Below are 25,973 nucleotides of genomic sequence, written 5' to 3' on the forward strand. Positions count from 1 at the left end.
CTTTACATTTTGCGGCGTGAAAGCCATATGCCCATCACGAATGAGCCAAATATTAGCACAAGCGAGTTTAAAACAAGATCTCTGCCCTTCGGATCAAGCACATAGTACCGATAAGCGCTGTCCGGGTTATAGTGAAGATTGATGCCGATGAACAAGAACAGAAACAGAATCGGCGTAAAGTTGGCAATCCGTATCTCAAGAAGCTTGCTTCGCTCCTGCTCGTTTGCTCGGCGGGCGCGCCGCATGTCCGTCAACAGTTCCCGCAGGCTATCGCTGATCGGATTTCCTTCAGAAAGCGCAACACGCAGGATATTAGCAAAGTAATTGCCCCAAACATGTCCCAGCGCAGCTGCAAACACGCGAAGGCTCGCTTCATCGTCCCCCTTCACAGATAAGTTGCGATATAGCTGCTCGAATACGGCTTGCATCGGCGCTGGCAGCCGCCTCTCCTCCACTGTCCGCTGCAGCGCATGCCGAATTTGACGTTCGCCCGTGACCAGATAACATTGATAAAAAAGCTCGACCGCAGGCAAAAAATCGATCCGCGTCTGCAGTTGCCGCTGCAGCAGCGCTGTTCGGAATACGACATAAGGCGTCAGGCCAGCAACCGCGCCAAGCATCAGCGTTCCTTTCATGCTTTGGAATAAGAGTGCGCCTGCGAGCATCCCTGCGGCAGCAAGCAGGATGGACAACAACATGAAGGATGTCGGAACGAGCGGTACACGCAGCGACTCTAACAAATCGGACAAATGGCGATAAAGCTTTCCCCACTGCTTAAGCGCAGCGTCCGCCTGCTCGAGCAATCCCTGCTTCTGCTTGTAACGCAGTCTGGCAGACCGAAGCTGCTGCTCGACAGACATTCCAATAAGGCTGCGCAGAATGGCATATAACGAGAGAAACAGCCCAACCAGCAGCATTGCAATCAGCCAACCGCTCATTGAACCGCCCCCTCAGCATCGAGCCCAACGCCCCGGACATGCCTGACATGTCCAGCCGCCTCTGCAGCACCGGCAACCGCACCGGCAACCGCACCGGCAACCGCGCCAGCTCCCGCAAACAAACCCGCCGTATCAACGCCATATCGCCGAAACCGTTCCATCGCCCGCTGCGACGGCATAGCAGGCATTCGCCAATCGGAGAGTGACTCATCGAACCGTATCCAATCCTTCACCGTGACCGCGCCGTCATGCCAACCGATTTCGCCAATCCGGCATACGCGCCGCTTGCCATTGACAAGGCGAAGCTCAATGCCAATCTGCGTCACGTATTCGGCAATCCGCTTCGTCAAGCGCTCGGGATTCATCGCTCTGCCGTCCTGCATGCACATATCGCTAACGGCTTCAGGCACATCCTCCAGCGTGTTCGCATGGACCGTTGTCATGCTTCCCTCATGGCCTCGCGTACAGGCGCGGACATAAATATTCGCGTCCTGATCCCTAATTTCGGCATGAACAATGCGCTGAGGCGACTGCCGCAATGCGAGCTTAAACGCCTGTGAGGATCGGTGCAGCGCATCATCCTCATCAAACTCGTACTCCACCGCGTTCTTATGCGGGAAATCGCGATGAATCATCATCTCGAAGCGATTTTCTAGCGTGATGATTCGTTCCTCATCCGGCAGCTCCGCAATTAACGCTTTCATTAGATGGGTCTTGCCTGAGTTGGTTGGCCCGATAATGACGACATTAAACCGCGCATCGAGCATCGCAAGCAGCAGGCGGCGAATCTGCTCATTAATGGTCCCGTATGCGGCTTCGCATAGTTCGGACAATTGAAACGCCTGCACCGTATAAAATCGAATGGTCAACGTCGGCGAAGCGGTGAATCCAAACCCTGTCATCGTGACGCGCGAGCCATCCTGCAGCATCACCTCAGCCCAACGCTTGCGCGGATTGATCCGGTCGTTGTTATAGAGAACTAGATTTTGCTGAATGCGTTCAACATCCCGGATGGAGGCAAAGCCAAATCGTGAAGGAACGGATCGGCCGCTGCGAACCTCGTAAATGCGAGTGCCTACGACTTGGATTTCCTCCAGCCCGACGCGATCGGCAAGCGCAAGTTCCAGCACGTTCATCCCTATCACTTCGGCGAACAGCGCCTCCGCAATCGACTCATATGGAATATGCTGTCCCTGCAGCTCGTGAATGCGGTGGCGCAGCAGCCAGTCGTTAATGAGCGCAAGCACATGCTCGCGATCCTTGGCGAATCCGAGCACCGCCCGATTCAACCGCTCGCCATATTGCCGCCGCTCCTCCTCTGTCAGCCCCCGAGGCGAGGAAAGATAGGCACGAATCTCATCGGCCAGCCTTCCAAAGCCTCCTCCGTTGTCCCCTTCCAGCAGCTTGCCTTCCTCCGATGCCCCGTCAGGCTCGGAGAGTTCCCTCCCGCTCCTTAACCGGGTGGAAAACGCCGAAGGCGAAAACCGTTCCTGCCCGCTTCCGATCATGAACCCACCCCGTTGCGATGCGCCAACAGCTTGCGATACCACGGCTGCACCTGCATAACAGGCCGGCTCCTCATGCCCGTTTGCCGTATCCACCGCTCCGCTGGCTGCCGCATCGTTGCGCGACCTTCAGCCCGCTTCAGCCAATGCTGATATTGCCCGCTATCCAGCTGCAGCAGCAACGGCTCGGACAGCTGAAGTTCTCCGGCAAGCGGCAGCCCTGTTTCTTTTTGAATATTTTTCACATTGAACCCTCCGTTTCGCCATGGCGAATGTATAACGACCAGCTCATAATCAACAGAAGAGACGCCGAAGAGCGGCGATACTTGCCCGATCCATCGGTTCCAATCCTCTTGAAAATGCGATAACGCCCCTGTTGTCACAAGCACCCGTGTCGTCGCTGCACGTATGGCGCAGACGGTTGCCGCATTATCCCAATAAGCGCCAACATCCGCGATAACGATATCGAATGCCTGCCTTGCCGTTTCCAACAAAAAATCGACGTCATCGGCCGTGTAGAACTCTGCTTGATCCCTCTCCAAATTACCAAACAGTACGCATACCCCATCAATTCCTTCAACCCGATACGCCGCTCGACGAAGCTGATCTGCGCCAAGCGAGCGGTCCCGCAGCTCCGGCCGAATGCTGTCCAGCCCCGTTTCTGGCCGGTCAATGCCGATGTAACGCTGAATCTTCGCGCTCTTCAGGTTTAAGCACAGATAGCCGATCTCCGCCTCGCTTTGCTCTGCCATTCGGCATGCAGCGGCAAATGCCGCTACTGTCGTCCCGATGTTCGGCGTCGTTCCGACGAAGGTCAGGAGCGGAGCAAGCGTCATGGCTGCTCACCCGCGTGGTCTACGACATTTAACGATTCGGGGCTGAAGGCGATAACCAGCTTTCGCTCGCCGCGTTTGCACAGCTCATCCAGCCGCAGCCACTGCGCCTCCGTCAAATTCAAATTAATGTAATCAATCATCGCGTTCGCATCCCGGCGCGAAGCGTACATCTGCTCCTTATCCCCATTGGCAAGCGACAATAAATTCGATTGATCCGAATCGTCGACCTCCGTGTTGGCGGCTGACTTCACCGAGGCCACCTTGACCGGCTTATCGAATAACCGAGACGACGAATCCGCCTCTCCTGACATGTACAGCACGACGAGATCTCCCGCTCGAATGCCGTTAGACACCGATAACACATAGCTCCGCGGAATTTGGAAGGTCGATTGCGATTGATCAGGCAGCAGCCGATACCTGTCCAGCTTCCACTTTAACAGCGGCTCCTCCGCGCCTAGCGGGACGACGGCTTCCCAGCCATCCGCCTCGACCAGCTCCAGCACCATATCCTGCTGAACAGCCGATTTGGCAATCGAGCGATACGTCAAGTCCGCTGCTTCTAACCGTTCTCCCGCGGCGATGAATCGCTTCGGCACGACGATGCGCACCATGTCCTTGCCCTCCAACTGCCGAGCCTGAACCGCATAGATCCCATAAACCAGCACCCCCGCCATCACTGCGGCAGCCACGCTGACCGCAACATTTCGTTTCTTGTTCATGATCGCTCCTCTCCCCGTGTTAATTCCTGGCGCCTGGCCCTCTGAGAACGCAAAAAAGAACGCAGCCAAAGCACGTAAAACGTACTTTCTGGCATGCGTTCTTCGCATCCGTTCCTATTTGCAGCGCCGTCTGAATCGACGGTATGCTTTTGTTTGAATCTATATTAGCAAGGCGATTGTCGCTTGTCTACAGTTTTTTGAAAATTTTGTCGCTTCATCCCTTTATTCGTCGATTGAAGGGCGCAATCCTCGAAGGACGAACGAGACGACCTCCTCCGTCATCTGCTCCAACTCTCCCTCGTCTCCAGACAAAAAGGGCTTCCAGAACGAACATACGCGCTGGAAGAGAATGATGCCGAGCGTCGACATAAATGCGGAATCAAGCGACTGATAATGAAAAGCCCCTTGCTCCTTGCCTTCCCTTATCCATTCTCTGAGCTGCATCCAAGACTCCGACACATATTCGCGAATGCGGACGGTCCGCTCCGTATCAAGCAATATCTCCTGTTGGATAATCTGGACCATCTTCGGCTCCCGCATTCTGTAAGCGATTACCTCTTTAATCATTCGTCGAATGCCCTCTTCTGGCGTGTAAGTCTCAGACAAATACTTGCTGTACAGACCCGCCGGGAAAAACGTATCGAACATCGTAAAAAACATATTTTCCTTACCGCCGAAATAATAGGAGACGAGCGCCTGGTTGGCGCCCGCATCCTCGCATATTTGACGAACCGTCGTGCCGTCAAAGCCCTGGCTTGCAAAACGGTTTTTGGCTGCTTGCAAGATTTTGAGCTTAATATCCGAATCCATACGCGAAACCTCCGAATCGATGCTTATGCTCGTATTATGAGGGACAGCGGCTGGTTATGCAATTGCAATTAAGACTTGCTGGATACAGTCGCCACTTGAGCAGGGGCCGCCGATTGGATCGGCTTGCCTTTCTTCATGCCTACCGCAGCAGCGCTAATGGCCATTGCCGCAACCGCGATCACAGCAAGCAGCCCTGCCGCATGCGCGGCTGTAGGCCCGCCGAACAAGATATTCATGATGCCCTGCACCGCATAGGTCGCTGGCAAAGCATCCCCGACATGCACGTAGAAGCTTGGAAGAAGCTCACGTGGAATCATAGCGCCGGACGAGACGAGTTGGATCGACAAGGACAAAATGTTAAAGAGCATGCCCGCCATGCCGAACAGGAACAGGAACATTTGAGAAACGAACATGAAAGTGACGACCGTCAGCGCTTGGAATGCCCACAGCAGCAAGAAGCCATGCTCGGCTTGCCCGCCTAACGATGCGATTAACGCTACCCCGACGCCCGAAACGACAATGGCAGAGCCAGCATTCAGAAGGAAACGTACCGCCATCCGCTGCCATTTGCTGAATTGGGCGCTCAGCATCATCGACGACTGCTCGATATTCATCCCCATAATCATCGCCCCGACATACGACGCCAGAACGAGCATCATCGGCACCATTTGATTGTTCATGCCATCGATTTTATTCGTGGATGCAATGTCCGCTTTCACTTTGTCAGCAAGCGATGCCGCTATTGCTTTCGCCTGATCGGCCGTCATGTTCTGGCTTGTGAGCAGCGCTTCCGCCCCGCCGGCTACAGCCTGTTTGTTCACCTCTGCGGACAGGCGGTCTGCCGCGCTCTGCATAATGCTTTTAATCATCGCCGGGTTCGATTCATTGATTGTGAACTGCAGCGCGCCCTGCCCGCCCGGCGCCTGCAGCCCTTCCATGAAGCCCTGTGGAATAACGATGACCATCTGCAGGTCGCGGTCATTCAACGCTTGCTCCGCAACCGCCGCATCCTTGTAAAGCTCCGTCTGGAAAGGAACCGCCTGCTTCAATCGCTCTGACAAAACGTTGCCCGCGTCGCCGTCCGCATTCACAATTCCCACATGCAGCTTGCTGACGCGATCCGTCACCCCGTCATAACCAGTCATCCAGATCACCGAAAAAATAAGCTGGAACGTAATCGCCGTAATAATGCCTACGATCGTTGTCGGCCGTTTCAAAAATGCAATAACCGCTTGCTTCATCTCCGCCACACTCCTTATTTTATCACTCTAAACAAACATTTAAAATGACCGTTTAAAACATCTGTTTAAATCATATGCAAAGTACAGCGCCCTGTCAACCCGCGGACAAAAAAATCTCCCGCCAGTGAATGAAAGCCCACTGACGGGAGATACTATTCGTTATCCGTTTTGTTAAAAGTCGATTAAGCCGACACTAATTTGAAGCGCTTCGTCTACTTTACGCATCATCTCGTCGTCCAGATGCGTAATTTTGTCTGTCAATCGCTGCTTGTCGATCGTCCGGATCTGCTCCAGCAAAACAACGGAATCCCTGTCAAACCCGTGCGATTCCGCCTCGATCTCAACATGCGTGGGAAGCTTTGCCTTCTGGATCTGCGCTGTAATAGCCGCAACGATTACCGTTGGGCTGAATCGATTGCCGATATCGTTCTGGATCACGAGCACGGGACGGACACCGCCCTGCTCGGACCCGACGACTGGTGACAAATCCGCAAAAAACACATCTCCGCGTTTTACGATCAAGCTTTACACCCCGCTTACGAGACGGCCGAGCGTATGGTCGGCATCTTCCTCCGCGTGAAATGCTTCCGAGGCCATGTTCAGGTTGATCTTCGCCATCTCCAGATACCCGCGCTGCATCGATTCGCGGATCTGCCGCTTCTTTCGCTCCACTAGATACAGCTTCATGGCTTGCCGAATGAATTCGCTGCGATTGGAATTTTCTTTGGCGACGATGCCATCGACCTCCTCTAGCAGTTGATCTGGCAAGCTGATCATGATTCTCTTGGTGTTCTGCATATTGGCCACCGAACTAGCACCTCCAAAACTTTTCCAGACCCTTATATCCATTATGTCAAATTCCCCACTCCGCTATACTACACATACTTATGAGACGAACACAGCCGTTATGCAAGTGCAGCAAGATGTAGCCGCATTCATGACATATCAGTCGTATTGCAACGGATCTATCTGGTTGAGCATTAAGATTCGAGGCAAATCGCTGTATTCCTGCCTCATCTCACAAATTATGCGCTGGAAATTAAAGCAACGGGTTTGAAATCGACTGTACTGCCCCATTCCGCACAAAGACACGGGGAACACGCGCAGCAAGCATGCAGGTGACCTCATAATTAATCGTCCCCAGCTTATCCGCGATATCGTCCGCCGTAATGACCTCATCGCCTTGACGTCCCATAATGACGACTTCTTCATCCGCCTGCACCTGAACGCCCCCTTGCTCAGCAGGATCAAGCGCAATCATACACTGGTCCATGCAGATCGTTCCAAGGATAGGAACACGGGTGCCGCGCACAAGCGCTTCGGCTTTGCCGCTCAGCATTCGGCTAAAGCCGTCCGCATAGCCAATGGGCAGCGTACCGATTCGTTCCTGTCCGCTCGTCACGTATCGGGCGCCATAGCTAATTCCCCAGTGCTCAGGAGCGGTCTTCGTCATTGCGACAGCCGTCTTCAGCGACATGACCGGCTCAAGCGCGATCTCCTTCTGATTCACCTGAGCGGAAGGATACAAGCCATACATCCCAATGCCGAGGCGCAGCATGCCATGGCCCCAGTTTGGCGTATCGATGCCTGTCGCGCTGTTTGCCGCATGGAACAATGAGATCGGCAGCGCGTTGTTTCGCACATAATCCACTACGCCGTTAAACCGCTCATATTGCTGCTCCGTATAAGCTTTGTCCAGCTCGTCGGCCTTGGAATAGTGCGTGAACAGCCCTTCGACGCGCAGCTGCTTGACCGTTAACGCTCGTTCTATGAATCGCTCGGCCTCTAATCCGGGAAGCATGCCAAGACGCCCCATGCCCGAATCAATCTTAATATGAACCGCCAGCTGCTTGCCATTCTCCGGCAACGCCGCGGCCGCTTCGAGGATATCGTATCGGAACAACGCAATCGTAATATCATAGTCTCTCGCTACCGCCAAACCCGCTGCAGGTACGTAGCCAAGCACAAGAATCGGCTTCGTAATGCCCGCTTGCCTCAATTGAATCGCTTCATCCAAAAAAGCGACGCCCATGTAATCGACGCCGAATGCTTCAGCCTCGCGCGCGATGCCTACAGCCCCATGTCCATATGCATTCGCTTTCACCGAAGCCATCAACAGCATGCCTTCTGGAATTGCTTGGCGAAACGCCGTCAGATTAACGCGAAGCGCGTCTAAAGAAATCTCAGCTCGTGTCGCCCGATAATAAGCTTCCACCTTCGTCACCTTCTCCTCATGCCGTAACAACCCAATAGAAACTATGTTAAAGCTTGAGGCTGGCAGTGTCAATGAACGCGAATCGTTTTGGTACGAGGGACCTGTTGGAAAACAAAAGACAGCAGCGCTCTTCGTCGGAGCGCCGCCATCTGCTGCTTATTGCATCAAAAAATGGGAGTTACTTCGTCGGTTCGCCGTCTACGGATTGCGCGATTGCGACCATTTCCTCTAACGGCATGTCAGAGCTGGTCGTGAGCCGGAACTCGTTGCCCTCATAGGTCCAAGTCAGCGTCTGCTGGTCATCGCCAGTCAACTGCCCCATCGTGAATCCGAGGTCCACCAGCTCGCCAGGAATATACGTAGCTGCTACATCCTTCGGCTGGGTTTGCAAAATGGTATAGTCATACGTTCCTGTGTAACGCTGCAGGACGCCGGTATTGCCGCCGAACGTAATCTCCTGCGTATCCTTCCATGCTACGCCGTCACCCAGGTAGGTCGGCTGCATTTCTTGGAACGTGCTAGGCAGCGCCATCGTATCCTCGGCTTTCGGTTCTTCCTTGCCCGCGTCTCCCGATTGGTTCGGATCGCTTGCCGCTCCGTTGTCTCCCGCGCCTGCCGAGCCATCCGTCTTTTCTCCGTTTGCGTCCGTACCAGTCGCTTTGTTCGGATCGTCTGGATTTGCTGCTTTGCCATCATCCGTCGTCGACGGCGCAGGCGCAGGAGCAGCTCCGGCATTGAGATTCGCCTGCGTGTCGAAGGCGTTCTTATCGAATTTCGGATCGAATTTGAACTCGTCGAACGTCACCTCAACCATCACCGATGCATTGGTGTCGGACACTTCCACTTTGCTAGGCGCAAAGTTTTCTTTGTTCAGCCAAATTTTTTGCCGTGCGAGGCTGGCATTCTGGTAGTTAGCCATGACATCGAACACATACGCATCGTTATCCGAAGCAAATTGGCGCGACTCGTCATTCAGAATGCTTGAGAGCAGCGTCTGATACAGATAGACTTGCCCTTGGTTGTCCGGCCAGTCGCTTTGGAAACGGAACACTTTATTTAACCTAGGCGTGAGGACGAATACGCCGTCGTCATTGCGCAGCACGATTTGGGTAATATCCTTCTTCTCGTTAGTCAACGCGATCCGATAGAAATGATCCTTCTGATACCAAACCTCAACTTTGTACTCCAACGGCTGCTGGCTCGTATTGAGCTTCATCGTTCCTTTTGCCTGATAGCTTTCCATCTTGTTCTGAACCTTGCCAAGCTCCTTAATGACGGATTCCGGATTTTTCGCTCCGCACGCGGTAGCGATAATCGTGAAGCACATCATAATGGCCGTGATCCAAATGATCCGACGCATGAAATCCACCCCTCTGCACTTTGTGTGAACAACTGATAACATGTCTATGTGCAGACTTGGCCAATTATGCAGACGAGTTCCGGCTTGGCTCATGAGCTCATCGAAAAAAGGCCCAAGCCTCCACGCGCAGTGGAAGGCTGGGCCTCTACATTCAGGAAGTTGCGAAAGGCTGCCGCGGCTTGCGATTGGCTGCCGTGAACGTCTCGAAGAAGGGCGTCGTATCCTCTCTCGCCATCGTTGTCGCAGCGTTTTTATGCCAGCCGATCTCAGCGCGCCAACTGCCCAGTTGGCCAGATGCAATCAACTGCTCCTCATCCACCGCAACGGAAACCTCCGCCTGCGGGGCGACATACAGTGCATCGACGGGGCAGTACGCTTCGCACATAAAGCAGGTTTGGCAGTCATCTTGTCTGGCGATAACAGGCAGCATGCCCGCCATATCAAACACATTGGTCGGGCATACCTTCACGCATAGCTGGCAGCCGATGCAGCGATTTGCACTTACAAGCTCGATCATGTCAGCAATTCCTCCTTGCGGGCAATTGGCTTGGAGCCGCGGGAGACCTCCGATTGCGGAGCGATCGCAGCCAAACACTCCTGTGCATGCGGAACCTTCTCTGCGCGAATGCGAATGTCTTCGATCCCGGATACGATGAGGCGATGAGTCTGACGCGGATCTAGCTGCGGGTATTCCGCCAAGGACTGCAGCCCTCGCGTCTCCTTGCGCGCAAGCGCCGCCGTATACATCCATCTCGCGACCGTCAGCATGCCAGCCGTCTCACGCGCCCGCACTTTCCCCTGCACCGTAGCGTCATCAACGATCCTGCCTTCCAAAGCCGCCTTCAGCTTATGCAGCCGATCGAGAGATGCCCGGATGACCGGCTCACTGCGAAAATAATTGATTTCCAGCGGCAGCACCTCCCGTTGGATCGCTTCAATTAACGGCTTCGTCTCCAGCCGCTCGGAGGATGCTTGGCCGGCGGCGAGTCCATAACGCCCTACAGAGCGCAAGCTGCGAGAGCCAGCGTCCCGCTTCTGGTTAAGCGCATAGAGCGCAGCCCCGCTGCCGGCCCACGTTCCGCTGCAAATTGCCCACGAAGCGTTATAAGCGCCGCCGCCTGATACGGCGCCGGTCACCTTTTCCCGAGAAGCTGCATCTCCCGCCGCATACAAACCAGCGACGCTTGTCGCGCACTCCTCGCCAATCAGGCGCAGCCCGCCCGTTCCTCGCATCGTTCCCTCATACCGCAGCGTAAGCGGAAACTTATCCGTGAACGGATTGATGCCCGCCCGCTCCAGCGGCATGAAAAAAATCGGATGCGCCTTGCGCAGAAACGTTTGCTTTTCCGGCGTGTCAGCAAGATCGATCGATGCATAGACCGGCCCATCGAGCAATAGCTTCTGCAGGCTTCCGAACGTGCGGTCTCCTTGGTGCAGCGCATTTCCATGCTCATCGTATAGGGTGGACCAGGCAAGCATTCGTCCCCTCGTTACGCTGCCGTCGGCAAAGCTGGGCGCATATTGGCGGCTGAACTCCATGCCGGACAGCTCTGCGCCCGCTTCGGAAGCCATCAGCAGCCCTTCTCCCGTCAGCACGTTGCAGCCAAGCCCTTTGCTAAGGAACGTACAGCCGCCCGTCGCCATAATGACCGCGTGCGCTCGAACCTCCCACGACTTTCCTGTCAGCCGGTTCACGCCGCGCGCGCCGCCGACGCCGTACTCGTCTGCCAGCAGCTCGAGCGCAGGCGATTGATCGAGAATGCGGACACCCAGCTTTCGAATGACGCGCCGCATGAGCTGCATGTACTCCGGACCATGCAAATGGGTACGCAGCGTGTGGCCTTGCTCATCCTGCCGAAAAGGATATCCCCACTGCTCCAGCAGCTGCAAATTAATGTCCACCTGGTCCAATACCCGATGAATCCATGCGTTCTCGGACAGATACCCGCCCGCCTTCAGCCGTGCGGCAACCGCCTGCTCGCGCAGCTCCGCGATTGGCGGGATGACGAGCAGCGTCGTTCCTCCCGGCGCAGTAGCTCCGCTCGTGCCCACATAGCCTTTGTCCGCAAGTATGACCTTCGCTCCTTCCGATGCCGCACGCCAAGCCGCCCACGCGCCGGCAGGTCCGCCGCCTAACACGAGCACATCTGCAATGAACTTCTCCTCAAGCTCATGCTCCCGTTTCATAGCCCCGCCTCCTACTCGATATTTAACGCCAAATAAGGCACGGAAGGGACACACCCAACCGTGCCTTACCGCTAATCATTCAGCCATCGGGCGCTGCCACACGCGGCGCCTTCGAACCGTCTGCCTCTTCGTTCAACCAAGCTGTACGCGAAGAAACTGCAGCGTCGCTTCTACCGCTTCCGATAGCTGGGGAGAACCGCCCTCATACGGGTGAACGGTATTGAACGTATGATTGCCGCCTTCAATGGCAAGATAATGATGCTGCGGCGCGCGTTCCTGGAACGCTCGGAACTGCTCCAACAGCTGCTCGCGATCGTCGCCGCCCTGCACGATCAGCGCCTGCGCAGCCAGCGCCTCGACGCGCTCGACGAGCGCGTAACGTTCCGCGTTGCGCAGTTGATCCTCGTGAAGCGTCGCTTCCAGCACGGACAGCTTCTCTGCCTGCTCAGCCGCGGGCTTCCCAGCCTGCTCCTGCTGGCGCACAGGCCCCGCTCCGCCGTTCCAGACAACTATCGCCTGTACCTCTTCCGGGTGCTCTGCCGCATAGACGATAACGCTTCCGCCCGCACGGCTATGGCCGACGAGGCCGATCCGGTTCGTGTCCGCTTGCTCCGCTAATGGCAATTCCCTGTTCAGCAAAGCTTGCGTTACCGCATGCAAATCAAGCTGCTCCTGCGACAGCGTCGTCGCCTCTGCGATTTGCTGCTCCGTCAGCCCATCCCGCACGGCTGCAATCCGCGAGAAATTATAGCTCACCGTGTAGAAGCCCTCCTCGGCGAGCTGCCTTGTAACCTCCGGCCAGAATGCCCAATCCTTATGCCCTCTGAAGCCATGATTGACGATGACGACAGGCTTGAGCACGTTATCCTGACGGCTTTTGACCTCGCCTTCGATCGTGAGCCCCTCTCCCAGCTCCAGCTTAAACGATTGGACAATTAATGTTTTTACGCTCATTACGATCTCTCCCTCCCATGAATCGCAAACCGAATTATGGCGCACGCAGCACCCAGTCCTCTACATGAAAATCTTTCTTCGCAAGCTTCTCTTCAACCAAGAAGTCTTTGGTGCCAGACAGCAGCTTAAGCCCCTCGTCCGTAAAAGCCTGTTCCTTAATGTCGCTGATCGGATACAGCTTCTTCGTCAGCTCGACCGTCGTGTTGTTCACCTGAGCGGCAAACTCGTAATATTCGTCCTCATGCTGCTTCAAGTCCGCCAGCGCCTTCTCGCGGGCAGCATTCCAAGCTTTCGGAAAATCCGGGAATTTGCCCAAATAATCATTCGAAACGACCGTCGCGCTCGTGCCCAACAGATCCGGATGGTTCGCCGATTCATCGATAAGCGGGAAGCCGTCGTCAATAAGCTTGAGCGCTCGCGCGCCTGTATCGGTAATAGCGGCGACGTCGCCCCTGGCGAGTGCGGCTTCTGCATCAGGAATGAGCATATGGACCAGCTTGTAATCAGTAATGTCCGCCGCCTTCAGCAGGCCGACGACATAACGGTGCATGAAGGAGCCCTTCTGAATCGCGATCGTCTGGCCTTTCAGCTCTTGCAGCTGCTTGATCCCGCCCTTCTGGCCGATGAGATAACCGACCGTATGGGTTGAGGCTTGCGTAATTAACCTCGTCTTGGCGCCGGAGCCATAAGCAATTATCGCTGGCGTATCGCCGAGGCTGCCCAAATCAAGCCGTCCGCTAATAAGCGATTCCGTCTGGTCTGGACCGTTCGGGAACCCCGTAGCTTTGATCTCCGTAATGCCGTATTGCTTCAGCTCCGCTTGAATGATGCCTTTATACAAGCCCCAGCCTTCCGCGCCGGAGGGAAGATTCAGCTTATTGCTGCCAATGAAGCCATAGTTCAGCACGGCGGGAACCGCTGATTTCGCTTCGCCAGCTGCAGCCTCCTTCGACGTTTTCGCCGGCGCTGCTTCCCCTTTGTCGCCAGATGAGCCGCATGCTTGAAGAAGCATGGCTGCCGCCAACATTGTGGTCACGGCGAGCGTTAGCTTCAAGCTTCTGGAGCGCCCCCCTATTTTCTCTCTCAAATGCTGCGTCATTTTTTGTATGCTCCTCTCGTGTCAAAAACCTGCTTTTTGTGATAGCTGATACATGAAGGAATGACTGGATACCGGCTTGCGCCCTTTCCCCCAGCCTACCTTCTCCCGATAGCCGCCGAGCAGCCCTTGGGATTCCAACTCTTCCTCCGTAACGCCAATTACGCGCTCGGGATCTGGCTCCACATATAGCGCATCGACGGGGCAATACAGCTCGCACATGAAGCAGGTTTGGCAATCGTCTTGCCGCGCAATGACCGGAATGCCGCCCTCGGCCATGTCGAATACATTCGTCGGGCAGACCGACACGCATTGGTTACAGGACACACACCGCGATGCGCTGACGACTTCGATCATGAAGGAACACTCTCCCTTGCGACTTCCTCCGTTTTGACCCACACATGATCCAGACCGCCGCTGATGAGCCGGTTATGCTGCGCAGTATCCTGTATCGGAAAATCTTCCCGCTTATGCATCCCGCGCGTCTCTGTCCGAGCGAGTGCCGAATTATACATCCAACGAGCCGTCGCGGTCATGGCAGCCGCTTCGCGCGCCTTCACCCCTTCGGGGGAGCGCTCGATCGCTTGACCTCGCTGCTCCTTCCATAATTCGTCCAGTCGTCCCAGCGACGCCTTAAGCCCCTGTTCCGTCCGGAACAAATTGCGGTCATACGGCTTCACTTCTTCTTGCACTGCGCGAACGAACTGCTCCGTCCGGCCGCCTGCGCCGGTCCCCACCTTGCTCGTCGTTAACGCACTGGACGATAATCCGCGGACCGAACGCCCCGCCGCATGCTGACCGAGCGCTTGCGCATATGCCGCCGCTCCCTCTCCTGCGAATGAGCCGGATGACATAGCCCATGCCGCATTGTGGCTGCCGCCGCCCGTAAAGCCGCCGCAGATCAGCTCTCGCGTCGCCGCATCGCCTGCCGCATACAGCCCTGGCACCGTCGTTGCGCATTGCTCATTCGTTACCCGAATCCCGCCCGTTCCGCGTACCGTACCTTCCAGCCGCAGCGTTACCGGGAACAAATCCTTGAACGGATCGATGCCGCGGCGGTCGAACGGCAGGAAGAAGTTCGTCTGCGCGACACGCAGCAGCGGCTTCAGCTCCTCTGTTGCCAAATCGAGCTTCGCGTACACTTGATTGCCCCCCAGCAAATTGCGAGCGATAACCGAGCGGCCCTGCTTCGAGCCGGCTCCCGGAATCGGCGTGCCATCCTCATAATAGAAGCTTGCATAGCTGTAATAGGCCGTTTTCGTCACCGAGGAAAACGTCGGCGAGATGGCATAAGCATTGGAAAACTCCATGCCTGACAGATCCGCCCCGGCTTCAGCGGCGAACAAATAACCGTCGCCTGTCAGTACGTTGCATCCAAGCGCTTTGCTTAAGAAGGCGCAGCCGCCCGTCGCGATCACGACTGCCCCGGCCTGAACGCTCCATGTCTGCCCCGTTTGGTTATGTACGCCGGCAGCGCCGCCTACGCCATGCTCGTCGGCAAGCAGCTCCAGCGCTGGGCTATGATCAAGGATGCGCACGCCTGCTTTGTGAACGAGCTTCCGCATTAACCGCATATACTCGGGGCCTTGAAGCCCGCGCCGATGCTGATTGCCTTGATCATCGACCGGGAACGGATAGCCGTATACGCCGAGCTTGTTCATGTTCTCATATGTCCGATCGAGCACGCGATCCATCCACCGATGCTCCGCCAGCCGACCGCCAAGCTCATAACGGCTTGCTTTGGCCTGCTCGCGCAGCTCCTGCTCCGGCTTTACATACCAAACGCCAGTACCCGATGGCGCCGTCGCCCCGCTTGAACCGCAATAGCCTTTATCCGCCAGCACGACCTTCGCTCCCTTGGCTGCTGCGGTTAATGCCGCCCACGTTCCAGCGGGTCCTCCTCCGATGACCAATACATCCGCCGATAAGTTCAATTGTCCCGAAATCGCGTGCTCTCCCATTGTGTAAAGCCTCCCCTTGCCTCGTTTGAATTTGGTTACCCTTGATAGCTGTCCCGCCAAAACAGCCACTTGCGTTCCAGCAGCCGAACCAGCGAATCGATCAGCTTGCCGACGATTGCGAAAATAAGAATGCCAACGAAAATCGTGCTCGTGTCCGACTCCTGCTTCGCCAGATTAATGAGAAACCCGACGCCGGACGTTGCTCCAATCAGTTCAGCGACGACTAGGCCGATCCAAGCGACAGCTAACGATAGGCGCAGGCCGATGAACAGCTCAGGAAGCGCCGCTGGAACAATAAGCTTCGTTATTCGAGTTCGCCAGCTAAACTGAAGCACGCGCGCTACCTCGAACAAGCGAGCATCCACATTGCGTATGCCCAAAAACGTATTGATATAGAGCGGGAAGAAGGCGCCCGTCATAATGATGACGACCTTGGATACCTCGCCGAAGCCAAACCACAAAATAATGAGCGGCGCGATTGCCAAATGCGGCACGAGACGCAGCAGCTGCAAGCTTGGGTCCAATAAATATTCCGCTCTGCGGAACAAGCCCGTAACCAAGCCGAGCAGCAGGCCAAGCGAGCCGCCGATCGCGAAGCCGGTCGCCGCTCTGCCGATGCTTACGCCAAGATGGCGAAGCAGTTCGCCAGATAGGAGCAGCTTGCCGAAGGCTTCCGCGATTGCAATCGGCGTCGGCAAAAACGTCGGCGATATCCAGCCCCGCTCCCCTGCAAGCTGCCACACTGCAAGAGCGATAACAGGCAGCAGCGCTCCGAGCGCGGCATCCGTTACAACCGAGCGGTTGCTTCGCCCAGAAGCTTTTTCATCTACGACCCGTTTGTCTCGCGGTGCCGGTACCGGCGATATCGCCGGCGGTGCTGCTGAAGCAGCATGCGAAACAGAATCTTGGCTGATTGAATCCCTATGCCGTACGACAGCTTCTGATTGATTGCTCACGCGCTGATCCTCTCCCCTCTACCCTGCGTAACGATCTTTCCACCGCAGCAGCCGCTGCTCGATGTAGCGAACGATCGTATCCGTCGTCAGCCCCGCGACAGCAAATACGATAATGCCGACAAAGACGACTGGCGTATCCGCGAATTGGCGAGCATCGGACATCATATAACCGATCCCTGAAGTCGATGCGATTAGCTCTGCCACGACCAGACCCAACCAAGATAAACCAAGCGATAAGCGCAAGCCGAGCAAAATGTTCGGCGTTGCCGCTGGCAGCACGAGGCGTGTCATTCGTTTCCATCGGCTAAAGCCGAGCACGCGCGCCACCTCAAACAGCTTGTTGTCTACATTGCGAATGCCCAGATACGTTTGGATGTAAACAGGAAACAGCGCACCTTTGGCAATAAGCAGCACCTTCGATTCCTCGCCGATGCCGAACCAGAGAATGAACAGCGGCACGATTGCCAAGCTTGGAACCATACGGATCATTTGGATCGAGGGGTCCAGCAGCTTCTCGACCGGGCGCGAAAGCCCAACGGCAATACCCGCAGCCAACCCGATGCCTCCGCCTAGTGCAAAGCCCGCAAAAACACGAACCGCGCTAATCCGAAAGTTCGCCCACAAATCGCCGGACCGCGCCAGATCGACGAACGACTGGCTAATCGTATAAGGCGTCGGAAACAACAGTTCCGATAAGTAGCCCAAATCCCCAAGCAACTGCCATACGAGCAAGCCCGTTACCGGCAAGATCAGCGCGAGCCCGAGCAGCGCCCATTTGCCTGGCTGTTTGCTCGGCGATGCCAGCACCCCATTACGCAAGTTGAACTCCCCCCTCTTAAAAACAAAAAAACAGAGGCTTCCGCCACTCCCCGATGGAGAGTGTGCAGCGCCTCTGTTCAGAACAGTCAGCCGTATGCATCGTTTAATTCCGATAAATCTTATGAGAATAATTAACTAAAGGTTATCATCGAATTGCAGAGCTGTCAACGGGTGGAATAAAAAAAGAGCAAGCCCTCATGGCTGCTCTTCGATCTTGGTTATGATCCGGGTAAAAACTGCTTCACCCAGCTGCCGAATCCTTTAGGATTACGGGTCTGAATTAATACAACACCTTCTCCTCGGAATCGGCAAACGACGCCCTCGCCGCTTTTGATGCTGTTCAGCCAACCCTTGGACGCCTTCTCGATGTTGTATTGTACATAATCCGGCCATGCAACCAAATGCCCGTTATCGACAATGACTTCTTCGCCTGGTGCCAGGTTAATCGCATGAATCGATCCATAAGACGAAATAAACACGGTGCCTCTTCCGCTAATCTCGACGATAAAGAAACCTTCGCCAGAGAGCAATCCGCGGCTCAAATTTTGCATCTTGGTATTCACTTCAATACCGCTCGTTCCAGCAAGGAAGCCGTCCTTCTGTACGAGAAGCTTATAAGAGCCGTCCAGCTCTACCGCTTGAATATCGCCCATCGATGTCGGGGCTAACAGCACTTCGCCGCCGCCTCTAGCTGCAACCAGCTCTTGGAAGAAAAACTTTTCCCCGCTGAGCATCCGCCCCAAGCCGCGCATAATGCCGCCATCAACCGTTCCCGTCAAATCAATGGAGGGAGACATGGAAACCATTGCGCCCATCTCCGCCTTCACGCTCTCGCCGCGCTCCAGCTTCACCTTTAGCATGGCAAACGCGCCTTCATACAGCACATCATATTTCATAGGAAGGAGCCTCCGAATCGTAGAATAAGAACATGCCTTACTAAATGACAGTATCATAGTTCGAGTCAAAAAAGAAGCAAACGACAGGATGTCGTTTCCATTCATTCCAGTTCAGCGTATCGTTTAAAGTTAAATAATTAAAGCCTCTGCCGCAGAATCCTAGATGGCAGAGGCTTTTCAATTCACTCGATCGTTTACATGCTGCGACCCGAATTGCTTGTCGCGCTTTCATTCTTCTTGGCGCTGTCGCCTGTTTCCCGACGCTTATTCGCGTCAAATTGGTTGCGTTTCTCCAAAATGAACGCTTTCCACTTCTCCGGGTTTGCTTCGCGAGCTGCGCGCAGCTCCTTGTGCAGCTGTTCTACGGACTTGCCTTCCGTAGCGATGCCGAAGTAGCGTGCCGCTTCCTTAATCCGCTCCTCGAACTTTGCGCGGTGCTCGGCTTTGAACGCCTCCCACTTCTGCGGGTTCGCTTTTTTCGCCGCTTGAATTTCCTCGTAAAGCTGCTTGCCGTCTTTGCCATCTGTCTTGATATCAAAGTAGCGAGCAACATACTGCAGACGCTCCAGCCGATGCTTCTCGTCATGCCGACCATGGCCGAAGCCATGTCCCGGTCCATGAACCTCTTCTTGATGGCGCAGCTCCGCTCCCGGCCTTGTCTGTTCTTCAGGCACAGCAGCGGCGCCAGCAATAGAAGGAATCGCCGTTAGCAGCAGCGCGGCAGAAATCCCGAATGCGAGCCCTTTTGTTCGTAACGTCATCTTGCTACATACCTCCCGTTGTGAAATCGGGCTTAGTATGGGCTTTATTACCAAGAACTATGCATCGCTTCGACGCTATTCATTCGTCTCCAGCTGCGCCAGCTCTTGCAGCAGATGTTCCCTAGAGAAATGCTCGCCGATAAATACCGCGACATCATGGACTTTGCCCTGCGGCGTGATGCGCATGAAATCCGTTTCCTTGTATGCGTATTGGAACAAGAACCGGCTAGCCGTTTCGCTGTCTCGGAACGTCACGACTCCTTTCGCACGATATACATTATCCGGAAGCGACTTGAGGAAAGCCTCGAACTGATGGCTATCGACCGGCTGGCTTAGGTAATGCGTCAATGCCATGACATGCTCATGGGAGTGATGGGCATGATGCGCGTGATCATGGTGATGATCATGATCGCATGCCGGACCGCAAACATGCTCCTTCGCATGCGAATGCTCCTTCTCATTGCCATTGCCGTGCAGCTCGATTGCTTCTCCGAACGCCACGATGCCACCCAGCCATTCGCTGTCCACGGCGCAGCGCACGGTCGCCAAAATCGGCGCATATCCATTTATTTCGCGAATCAGCTGCTCGGCTTCGACTAATTGCTCGCCTGCAAGACGATCCGCCTTGTTTAGCAGCAGCCTCGTCCCGCTTCGAATCTGTTCCTTCATTAATTTGAATGTCTGCCCGCCGCTGCGGCTCCGTGCCAACAGCTCTGGACCGTCCACCACGACGATGATCGATTTCAGCTCAACCGGCGTGTACATGGCGGTCTCGGTCACGCCGTCAATCATCTCGAATGGATTCGCCGCGCCTGTCGCTTCAATAAGCACGACATCAGGCTGATGCTCATCGATCAACAGCTTAAGCTCCATGCTCAAATCGCCGCGGATCGAACAGCAAATGCAGCCGCCAAGCATCTCTGCCATCGGCACTTCCGACTCTACTTCTAGCCCGTCCAGGTTAACATCGCCTAGTTCATTCATGACGACTGCCGCTTTCTTGCCTTGCGCTTCGTATTCATCCAACAGCCGTTTGAGCAATGTCGTCTTGCCGCTGCCCAGGAAGCCCGTCAGGACATGCACGTCAACTGTCGGCTTGTTCGTTGTATTTGCCATATCTTATTCCCCTTCTGTCCACTGTATATGAAAGCGATGATTGCTCTATTATCAAATATCGTATACGAAAAAGAAGCGAAGCGCAAAGCGCCTCGCTCTTCTCTCAAGCTATCTTCACTTGCTTTTGCGCGAAGCCGCCCAAAACGCCAATCCAATAAGCGGGATCAAAATAATCCATGGGATCGTAATCGTCCCTCCGACAAGAAAAGCAAGGATCATGATTACGATTAAGCCGACGACAATGTACAGACAGCCTCTGCCGAACGTTTCCATTGGATGTCCTCCTAATGTTGTTGGGCCTGTGGCTTGCTAAGCGGTTTTATTGCCCATCCTTCAACCTACGCCCATCGGCGAACGAATATGCCCCATTTATAGTCAGACTAAAAATTGCATTTCTCACCGCCTATTTGTTTACGAACTCTCAAAATTTAGGGAAATTATCCGATATTCATATTGATATCCATCCATTCATAAGGGAGCGTTTACTAGATGAAATCATTAAGCAAGAAGGTTCTACTGACGACGACTGCTGTTTCGCTGGCTGTCGCTGTCGGCTCCGTTGCCTATGCAGGCACGGCACTGAAAAAAATTACAGCTTATCAAAACACCGCTCTGTCGATCAAAGTAGACGGCAAAACGGTTTCTTTGTACGATAGCGGAGAGAACCTCTACCCAATCACGTACAATAACCGTACGTACATTCCTGCTGCGCCAGTCGTGAAGGCGATGGGCGGCTCCGCAGGCTTCAACGCTGCTTCCAATAGCGTAGACATTTCGACTGTAGCTAAGCCTAATACGGGCGGCGATGCAACCGTTGCTTCCGACGGCACGAACTTGGCGCAGAACTATACTGCAAACTCTGCAGCCAGCAAAATCTTTGCAGACAACAAAGCAGCAGCTGCATACGGCATCCGACTGTTTGCTGCAGCTCTTCAAAATGGCGACACTGCCGCAGTAAAAGCCTGGATGCGCAAAAATATTAAAAAGAGCGAAAACGGCAATGACCGCTACGTTGATAATGCAGCTGATCTGGACGATCAAATTTCGTACCTGCGTAAAAATTACACCGATGCAGAGCTGGGACCAATCGCCAACGATGCGATCAACAAAGCAAAATCGCAAACCTTCAACGGCGATTCCAGCTTCGAGGATTACACCTACTCCAAGTATGTAACCTACTATGTATCGGCTGAGTCGGACGATTACTCGAGACGCTTCGGCGTTTACATCACGTATTCGCTGAACGACGATACGAACAAGTTCTACGTTTCGTCCATCACGTTCTACTAGAATCACAGTGCTTCATAAGGAAACCTCTCAGGACATGCGCCTTAGAGGTTTTTTTGCGTTAAACGACTCGAATAGATACTAATCGCGATGCTAAAAATATGCCAAACCTGTTCAAAGCCAGTAAAACTGGATGGATGAACATGTCCTATAGCCAATCCATTCAGCAGGAGGAATATTAAGTTTATAATTGTCAAAATCCGCTTGTTGACGGGGATAAGGCCAACCAAGTAGGCTACATAAGCAATATGATTTCATTACCAGAGGTGTATGGCTTATTATGAAAAAAAGCGCAATTGTGCGAATACTCGCGCTTACATTGATCGTATTTATCCTGCTCGGCGTGTTCGGGCCGACCGATCGAAGCCGTGCGAATGGCGCGACATCGAATGCCAGCGCATCCTTTTGCCCAGATGGCAAAGCGCTAGTCATGGGCACGTCGCCGGACTATCCGCCTTACGAGAACGTCGACGCCAAACATGGCGGGGATATCGTTGGGCTGGATATCGACATCGCCAAGGCGATTACGTCGAAGCTCGGCTGCAAGCTTGAGATTTCGGCGATGGACTTTAACGGGCTCATTGCCGCGCTCCAGACGCATCGGGTCGATTTTGTCATGTCGGGCATGTCGGTAACGCCGGAGCGGAAGGAGAACGTCGATTTCTCCAATCCGTACTACGCGGCACGCAATACGATTGTATCGAAGAAGAAGAAACCGTTCGCGACGCTGCAGGAGCTGGAAGGCGGAAAGGTCGGCGTCCAGCTCGGCTCTACGCAAGAAACGGCGATTGCCGGACTGAAAAATGCGAAGATCACGAAGCTCAATACGATCTCCTCGCTCATTCAGGAGCTGAAGGCGAACCGGATTGATGCCGCCATCGTCGAAGATGCGGTAGCTATCGGGTATATCGAGGCCAACGCCGATCTCGCCTTCACGATGATTCCATCCGATGATGATGCCGAAGGCTATGCCATTGCGTTCCCGAAGGGCTCTTCGCTGGTTGCTCCGTTTAACGCGGAGCTCGCAGAGTTGGAATCGTCCGGCGAAAAGCAGAAGATGATCGATTCCTGGTTCGGTCAGCATGAAGGCGCGAAAAAAGGCAATCAACTGAATTTGGACTTCAGCATTTTGAACGGCTACGTCGGGTATATCGTGAAAGGCACGCTTGTAACGCTGTTGTTCACGCTCGTCTCGGCGCTGCTCGGCTTCGTATGGGGCTCGATTCTGTCTCTGTTCAAAATCTCTTCCGTTCGTCCGCTCCAATGGTTCGCCACCGTCTATACATCGGTGTTCCGCGGCACGCCGCTGCTGCTGCAGCTGTTTATTATTTACTACGCAACACCACAGCTGTTCGATTATGATATCCCGGCGCTGCTGGCCGCAGGGCTTGCCTTCGGGCTCAACTCGGCTGCCTATTTGTCGGAAACGATACGAGGCGGCATTATGGCGGTCGACCGCGGACAACGCGAAGCGGCGATGGCGCTCGGCATCCCGTACCGGACGATGATGCGGAGCATTATTTTGCCGCAGGCCGTGAAGAACATTCTGCCCGCGCTCGTCAATGAATGCGTGGCGCTGCTCAAGGAGTCGTCGCTCGTCTCCGTGATCGGCGTGCAGGATCTGATGCGCCGCGCGAACGTTGTGCAAGCATCCACCTTCCGCGCCTTCGAAGCGCTGTTGTTCGCCGGAGCGATCTATTACTGCCTCGTGCTCATTCTTACATCGCTCGCCCATCTGCTCGAAAGGAGGCTCCGCCGCAGTGATTAATGTAGAACAGCTAACGAAAACATATGGCAAACATGAGGTGCTGCGCGGCATTTCTACAACAGTAGAAAAGGGCGAGGTCGTTGCCGTCATCGGTCCGTCCGGTTCAGGCAAGTCCACCTTCCTACGCTGCCTGAACCTGCTGGAGACGCCGACAAGCGGACAAATTACGTTCGACAACACCGTCATCACCGATCCCCGCACCGACATTACGCGCATCCGGCAGCGGATCGGCATGGTATTTCAGCATTTCCACCTGTTCCCGCACATGACCGTCATGGACAATATTACGTTCGCGCCTATGCAGGTCAAAGGCCTCTCGCGCGAAGAAGCGCACGAGACGGCGTTGAAGCTGCTCGCGCGCGTCGGCCTGTCCGACAAGGCCGATGCATTCCCGTCCCGCCTCTCCGGCGGGCAGAAGCAGCGGATCGCCATTGCGCGCAGCCTCGCGATGGACCCGGACGTCATGCTCTTCGACGAGCCGACGTCCGCGCTCGATCCCGAGATGGTCAAGGAGGTGCTCGCCGTCATCCAAGGGCTTGCCTCGTCCGGCATGACGATGCTCATCGTCACGCATGAGATGAAGTTCGCGCGCGAAGCGGCGGGCACGATCTACTTCCTCGACGGCGGACTGCTCGTCGAGAAGGCGCCGCCGGAGCAATTTTTCACCAAGCCGGAGAGCGAACGAGCTGCACGGTTTCTTGAGATGGTGCTGTAGTGCGGATGCAGGTTCGGATGCGGATGCGATTCAGCGACTAATAACGAATCCCCCGAGCAGAAAATGCTCGGGGGATTTTTGCACATGCTGGTACCAATATGACCATCATCCAGCACAAACGGAATCTAAACATCCCAATCGGATTATCATTTTGGGATCAGTCGGATCGCTTTTTCATCTTGCTAATTCAAAGTTTAACCAGTCATTTTAGATTGTATTTGGGTCACGCTTATAAAGGTAAATTATATTTTATTTTCTATTTTTGAGGCGCATGCGGCGAACCAATAGCATATGTAAAGATCCCCCGAGCATTCCATGCCGATGCCGAACTAGTCATCCCCTATCGCATACACCGTCATCTCCTGTCCTTAGTAAGACGCAGCTCCATTTCGCCCATCGAACCGAAAGAGCTCTGCGAATTGTAATTACGGCGGGCTGGCTTCTCCCTTTCCGAGTCCAAAATCAGTTGGTTCAGCTCATGCGCTTCTGCCGTTTACCGCTTGCCGGTTCTAGCTTTAGTTGAAAGATGTCACCGCAATAACGGAATTGCTGCTTAAACTTTCGCGAATATTCTTTTCAGCCATTGCGCTGCTCTCGGCCGAAGGCAAGTTGATGAAAAGACGACGGCAATGATACAGGCTACGATCCCGCCAACTCGGATCATAATCAAATCAGATAAGCGTCCGAAGGCTCCGCATCACGAAGCTTTCAGCCAATGCTCAAGTACCAGCCGACGCGTGGAGCGATTATATGCAATAATCCGATGAGGAGAAGAAAAAAAGGAAGCTGCAATCAAGGTACCACCTCCGATGCATGTTAATAAAAATTATAATCCATTATTAATTTAAAAAGAACTATGCCCCTATGGACATAGTTCAAACTCTTCAGTCACATTCGTTCAAAAAAGTTCAAAACTTTATCCTCATACTTATTTGGAAAATTTGCATGTGCGTATACATGATCTGTATCAGGAACAAGCCACAATTCTGCCTGATTACGATCTTTTACCGCTTCATACAATTTTTCAGAGTTAATTGATGATATCGTACGATCCTTCTCTCCATGGATAAGCAATACACGTTTTTCATTCATCATTTGCATAGCAGAAATCGGACTAACTTTCTCCAGTTTTATCCCTGTAATTATCGGAATCGAATACATTATTATAGGCGTAAATGGGTATTTGGGCAAATCAGTGAAATTATCTAGATTATCATTCAAATATTGTTTGAGATCAGCAAACGGGCTATCTGCAACAACCGCCCTTATATCGTTACTTTCTGCCGCTGCTAAAAGTGACACCGAGGCGCCCATGGAAAATCCGAGAAGTCCTATTTTCCCTCCAACTACCTTTCCCTTGACATACTCAATGGCCGACAGCAAATCATCTTTCTCGAAGTAGCCTACGCTAGTTAAACTTCCTTCAGACTCCCCCGAGTTCCGGAAGTCAAACATCAACACGTTAAAACCTTTCTCAACGAGACGAGAAGCAATCTGTAACGCCGGAACTTCCGGTTCAAGTCTGTTGTTGGCGATGCCGTGGGCGAATATAATCGTTTTCCCCCTATTAGCGCCACTCGCATCCCCAGGCAAAAACCATCCTTTCAATGTTAAATCGTTCTTACTCGGAAAATGTATATTTTCATATTTCAAATTGAAATTTTGAGGGTTATCCTGAATTAACAAACGGTCAGGGTGAGTAAGAACCCACCCTACATAAACAGACACCGCACACACGGCAGCAACTGCAACGAGCAAGACACATGAAGTCCAAATGCCGATCCGCTTCCAAATTCGATTTTTACGGCTTATTGCAAGAACCGCTTCCAATAA

Annotated in this window: 26 protein-coding genes; 3 read left to right on the forward strand and 23 right to left on the reverse strand. The window is 54.1% G+C overall.

Annotation, left to right across the window (positions count from 1 at the left end):
* Window positions 1-2: 2 nt before the first annotated feature.
* The 22 genes from PAECUDRAFT_RS07190 to PAECUDRAFT_RS26095 all read right to left on the reverse strand — a co-directional run bounded on the left by PAECUDRAFT_RS07190 (window position 3) and on the right by PAECUDRAFT_RS26095 (window position 20,643).
* Complete coding sequence (locus tag PAECUDRAFT_RS07190) at window positions 3-938, reverse strand: type II secretion system F family protein (protein ID WP_006037451.1); 936 nt, start codon at window positions 936-938, stop codon at window positions 3-5.
* Window positions 935-2,446: an ATPase, T2SS/T4P/T4SS family gene (locus PAECUDRAFT_RS07195; protein ID WP_006037452.1), complete on the reverse strand. Its 1,512-nt coding sequence runs from the start codon at window positions 2,444-2,446 to the stop codon at window positions 935-937. The genes PAECUDRAFT_RS07190 and PAECUDRAFT_RS07195 overlap by 4 nt, the downstream gene beginning before the upstream one ends.
* Complete coding sequence (locus PAECUDRAFT_RS07200; protein ID WP_006037453.1) at window positions 2,443-3,279, reverse strand: P-loop NTPase family protein; 837 nt, start codon at window positions 3,277-3,279, stop codon at window positions 2,443-2,445. The genes PAECUDRAFT_RS07195 and PAECUDRAFT_RS07200 overlap by 4 nt, the downstream gene beginning before the upstream one ends.
* Complete coding sequence (locus PAECUDRAFT_RS07205; RefSeq protein WP_006037454.1) at window positions 3,276-3,998, reverse strand: CpaB family protein; 723 nt, start codon at window positions 3,996-3,998, stop codon at window positions 3,276-3,278. The genes PAECUDRAFT_RS07200 and PAECUDRAFT_RS07205 overlap by 4 nt, the downstream gene beginning before the upstream one ends.
* Window positions 3,999-4,220: 222 nt before the next feature.
* On the reverse strand, window positions 4,221-4,808 hold the full coding sequence (locus PAECUDRAFT_RS07210) for a TetR/AcrR family transcriptional regulator (RefSeq protein ID WP_006037455.1): 588 nt from the start codon (window positions 4,806-4,808) through the stop codon (window positions 4,221-4,223).
* Between the two features lie 68 nt (window positions 4,809-4,876).
* Window positions 4,877-6,049, reverse strand: coding sequence for a YhgE/Pip domain-containing protein (locus PAECUDRAFT_RS07215; RefSeq protein WP_006037456.1), 1,173 nt, complete (start codon window positions 6,047-6,049; stop codon window positions 4,877-4,879).
* Window positions 6,050-6,220: 171 nt separating this feature from the next.
* Window positions 6,221-6,571 carry a type II toxin-antitoxin system PemK/MazF family toxin gene (locus PAECUDRAFT_RS07220; RefSeq protein WP_040711809.1) on the reverse strand — a complete coding sequence of 117 codons (351 nt, stop codon included), beginning with the start codon at window positions 6,569-6,571 and terminating at the stop codon, window positions 6,221-6,223.
* A 3-nt stretch (window positions 6,572-6,574) separates the two neighbouring features.
* Entirely contained in the window at window positions 6,575-6,856 is a 282-nt protein-coding gene (locus PAECUDRAFT_RS07225; protein WP_006037458.1) for a CopG family ribbon-helix-helix protein, read from the reverse strand.
* Window positions 6,857-7,088: 232 nt separating this feature from the next.
* Window positions 7,089-8,264, reverse strand: a complete 1,176-nt coding sequence (alr, locus tag PAECUDRAFT_RS07230; protein WP_006037459.1) for an alanine racemase — start codon at window positions 8,262-8,264, stop codon at window positions 7,089-7,091.
* A 178-nt stretch (window positions 8,265-8,442) separates the two neighbouring features.
* Window positions 8,443-9,624 carry a LolA family protein gene (locus tag PAECUDRAFT_RS07235; protein ID WP_006037461.1) on the reverse strand — a complete coding sequence of 394 codons (1,182 nt, stop codon included), beginning with the start codon at window positions 9,622-9,624 and terminating at the stop codon, window positions 8,443-8,445.
* A 151-nt stretch (window positions 9,625-9,775) separates the two neighbouring features.
* Window positions 9,776-10,141, reverse strand: a complete 366-nt coding sequence (locus tag PAECUDRAFT_RS07240; protein ID WP_006037462.1) for a 4Fe-4S dicluster domain-containing protein — start codon at window positions 10,139-10,141, stop codon at window positions 9,776-9,778.
* The gene (locus PAECUDRAFT_RS07245) at window positions 10,138-11,811 is read right to left on the reverse strand and encodes an FAD-binding protein (RefSeq protein WP_006037463.1); all 1,674 of its coding nucleotides are present in this window, start codon (window positions 11,809-11,811) and stop codon (window positions 10,138-10,140) included. Before PAECUDRAFT_RS07245 ends, PAECUDRAFT_RS07240 begins: the two co-directional genes overlap by 4 nt.
* A 132-nt stretch (window positions 11,812-11,943) precedes the next feature.
* Window positions 11,944-12,765 carry an alpha/beta hydrolase family protein gene (locus PAECUDRAFT_RS07250; protein ID WP_006037464.1) on the reverse strand — a complete coding sequence of 274 codons (822 nt, stop codon included), beginning with the start codon at window positions 12,763-12,765 and terminating at the stop codon, window positions 11,944-11,946.
* A gap of 34 nt (window positions 12,766-12,799) precedes the next feature.
* Window positions 12,800-13,864, reverse strand: coding sequence for an ABC transporter substrate-binding protein (locus tag PAECUDRAFT_RS07255; protein WP_006037465.1), 1,065 nt, complete (start codon window positions 13,862-13,864; stop codon window positions 12,800-12,802).
* A gap of 21 nt (window positions 13,865-13,885) precedes the next feature.
* Window positions 13,886-14,218 (reverse strand): 4Fe-4S dicluster domain-containing protein, encoded by a 333-nt coding sequence (locus tag PAECUDRAFT_RS07260; protein WP_006037466.1) that lies wholly within the window; start codon window positions 14,216-14,218, stop codon window positions 13,886-13,888.
* Complete coding sequence (locus tag PAECUDRAFT_RS07265) at window positions 14,215-15,822, reverse strand: FAD-dependent oxidoreductase (protein ID WP_006037467.1); 1,608 nt, start codon at window positions 15,820-15,822, stop codon at window positions 14,215-14,217. Before PAECUDRAFT_RS07265 ends, PAECUDRAFT_RS07260 begins: the two co-directional genes overlap by 4 nt.
* 35 nt (window positions 15,823-15,857) lie before the next feature.
* Window positions 15,858-16,778, reverse strand: coding sequence for an ABC transporter permease (locus PAECUDRAFT_RS07270; protein WP_006037468.1), 921 nt, complete (start codon window positions 16,776-16,778; stop codon window positions 15,858-15,860).
* Between the two features lie 18 nt (window positions 16,779-16,796).
* Complete coding sequence (locus PAECUDRAFT_RS07275; RefSeq protein ID WP_006037469.1) at window positions 16,797-17,597, reverse strand: ABC transporter permease; 801 nt, start codon at window positions 17,595-17,597, stop codon at window positions 16,797-16,799.
* 218 nt (window positions 17,598-17,815) lie between these two features.
* Window positions 17,816-18,493, reverse strand: coding sequence for a TIGR00266 family protein (locus tag PAECUDRAFT_RS07280; RefSeq protein ID WP_006037470.1), 678 nt, complete (start codon window positions 18,491-18,493; stop codon window positions 17,816-17,818).
* 194 nt (window positions 18,494-18,687) lie between these two features.
* Window positions 18,688-19,254 (reverse strand): hypothetical protein, encoded by a 567-nt coding sequence (locus PAECUDRAFT_RS07285; RefSeq protein WP_006037471.1) that lies wholly within the window; start codon window positions 19,252-19,254, stop codon window positions 18,688-18,690.
* A gap of 75 nt (window positions 19,255-19,329) precedes the next feature.
* Window positions 19,330-20,370: a CobW family GTP-binding protein gene (locus tag PAECUDRAFT_RS07290; RefSeq protein WP_006037472.1), complete on the reverse strand. Its 1,041-nt coding sequence runs from the start codon at window positions 20,368-20,370 to the stop codon at window positions 19,330-19,332.
* Window positions 20,371-20,484: 114 nt separating this feature from the next.
* The gene (locus PAECUDRAFT_RS26095; RefSeq protein WP_006037473.1) at window positions 20,485-20,643 is read right to left on the reverse strand and encodes a hypothetical protein; all 159 of its coding nucleotides are present in this window, start codon (window positions 20,641-20,643) and stop codon (window positions 20,485-20,487) included.
* Window positions 20,644-20,859: 216 nt separating this feature from the next.
* On the opposite strand from PAECUDRAFT_RS26095, the gene PAECUDRAFT_RS24480 reads away from it, so the two are divergent.
* The 3 genes from PAECUDRAFT_RS24480 (at window position 20,860) to PAECUDRAFT_RS07305 (ending at window position 24,140) form a co-directional block, all read left to right on the forward strand.
* Window positions 20,860-21,660 (forward strand): hypothetical protein, encoded by an 801-nt coding sequence (locus PAECUDRAFT_RS24480; protein WP_006037474.1) that lies wholly within the window; start codon window positions 20,860-20,862, stop codon window positions 21,658-21,660.
* Between the two features lie 277 nt (window positions 21,661-21,937).
* On the forward strand, window positions 21,938-23,425 hold the full coding sequence (locus PAECUDRAFT_RS07300; RefSeq protein ID WP_006037475.1) for an ABC transporter substrate-binding protein/permease: 1,488 nt from the start codon (window positions 21,938-21,940) through the stop codon (window positions 23,423-23,425).
* The gene (locus tag PAECUDRAFT_RS07305; protein WP_006037476.1) at window positions 23,418-24,140 is read left to right on the forward strand and encodes an amino acid ABC transporter ATP-binding protein; all 723 of its coding nucleotides are present in this window, start codon (window positions 23,418-23,420) and stop codon (window positions 24,138-24,140) included. The genes PAECUDRAFT_RS07300 and PAECUDRAFT_RS07305 overlap by 8 nt, the downstream gene beginning before the upstream one ends.
* An 888-nt stretch (window positions 24,141-25,028) precedes the next feature.
* Here PAECUDRAFT_RS07305 and PAECUDRAFT_RS07310 read toward each other — a convergent pair.
* Complete coding sequence (locus tag PAECUDRAFT_RS07310) at window positions 25,029-25,970, reverse strand: alpha/beta hydrolase (RefSeq protein WP_006037477.1); 942 nt, start codon at window positions 25,968-25,970, stop codon at window positions 25,029-25,031.
* Between the last annotated feature and the right edge of the window lie 3 nt (window positions 25,971-25,973).

Source organism: Paenibacillus curdlanolyticus YK9 (genome assembly GCF_000179615.1).
GTDB lineage: Bacteria > Bacillota > Bacilli > Paenibacillales > Paenibacillaceae > Paenibacillus_T > Paenibacillus_T curdlanolyticus.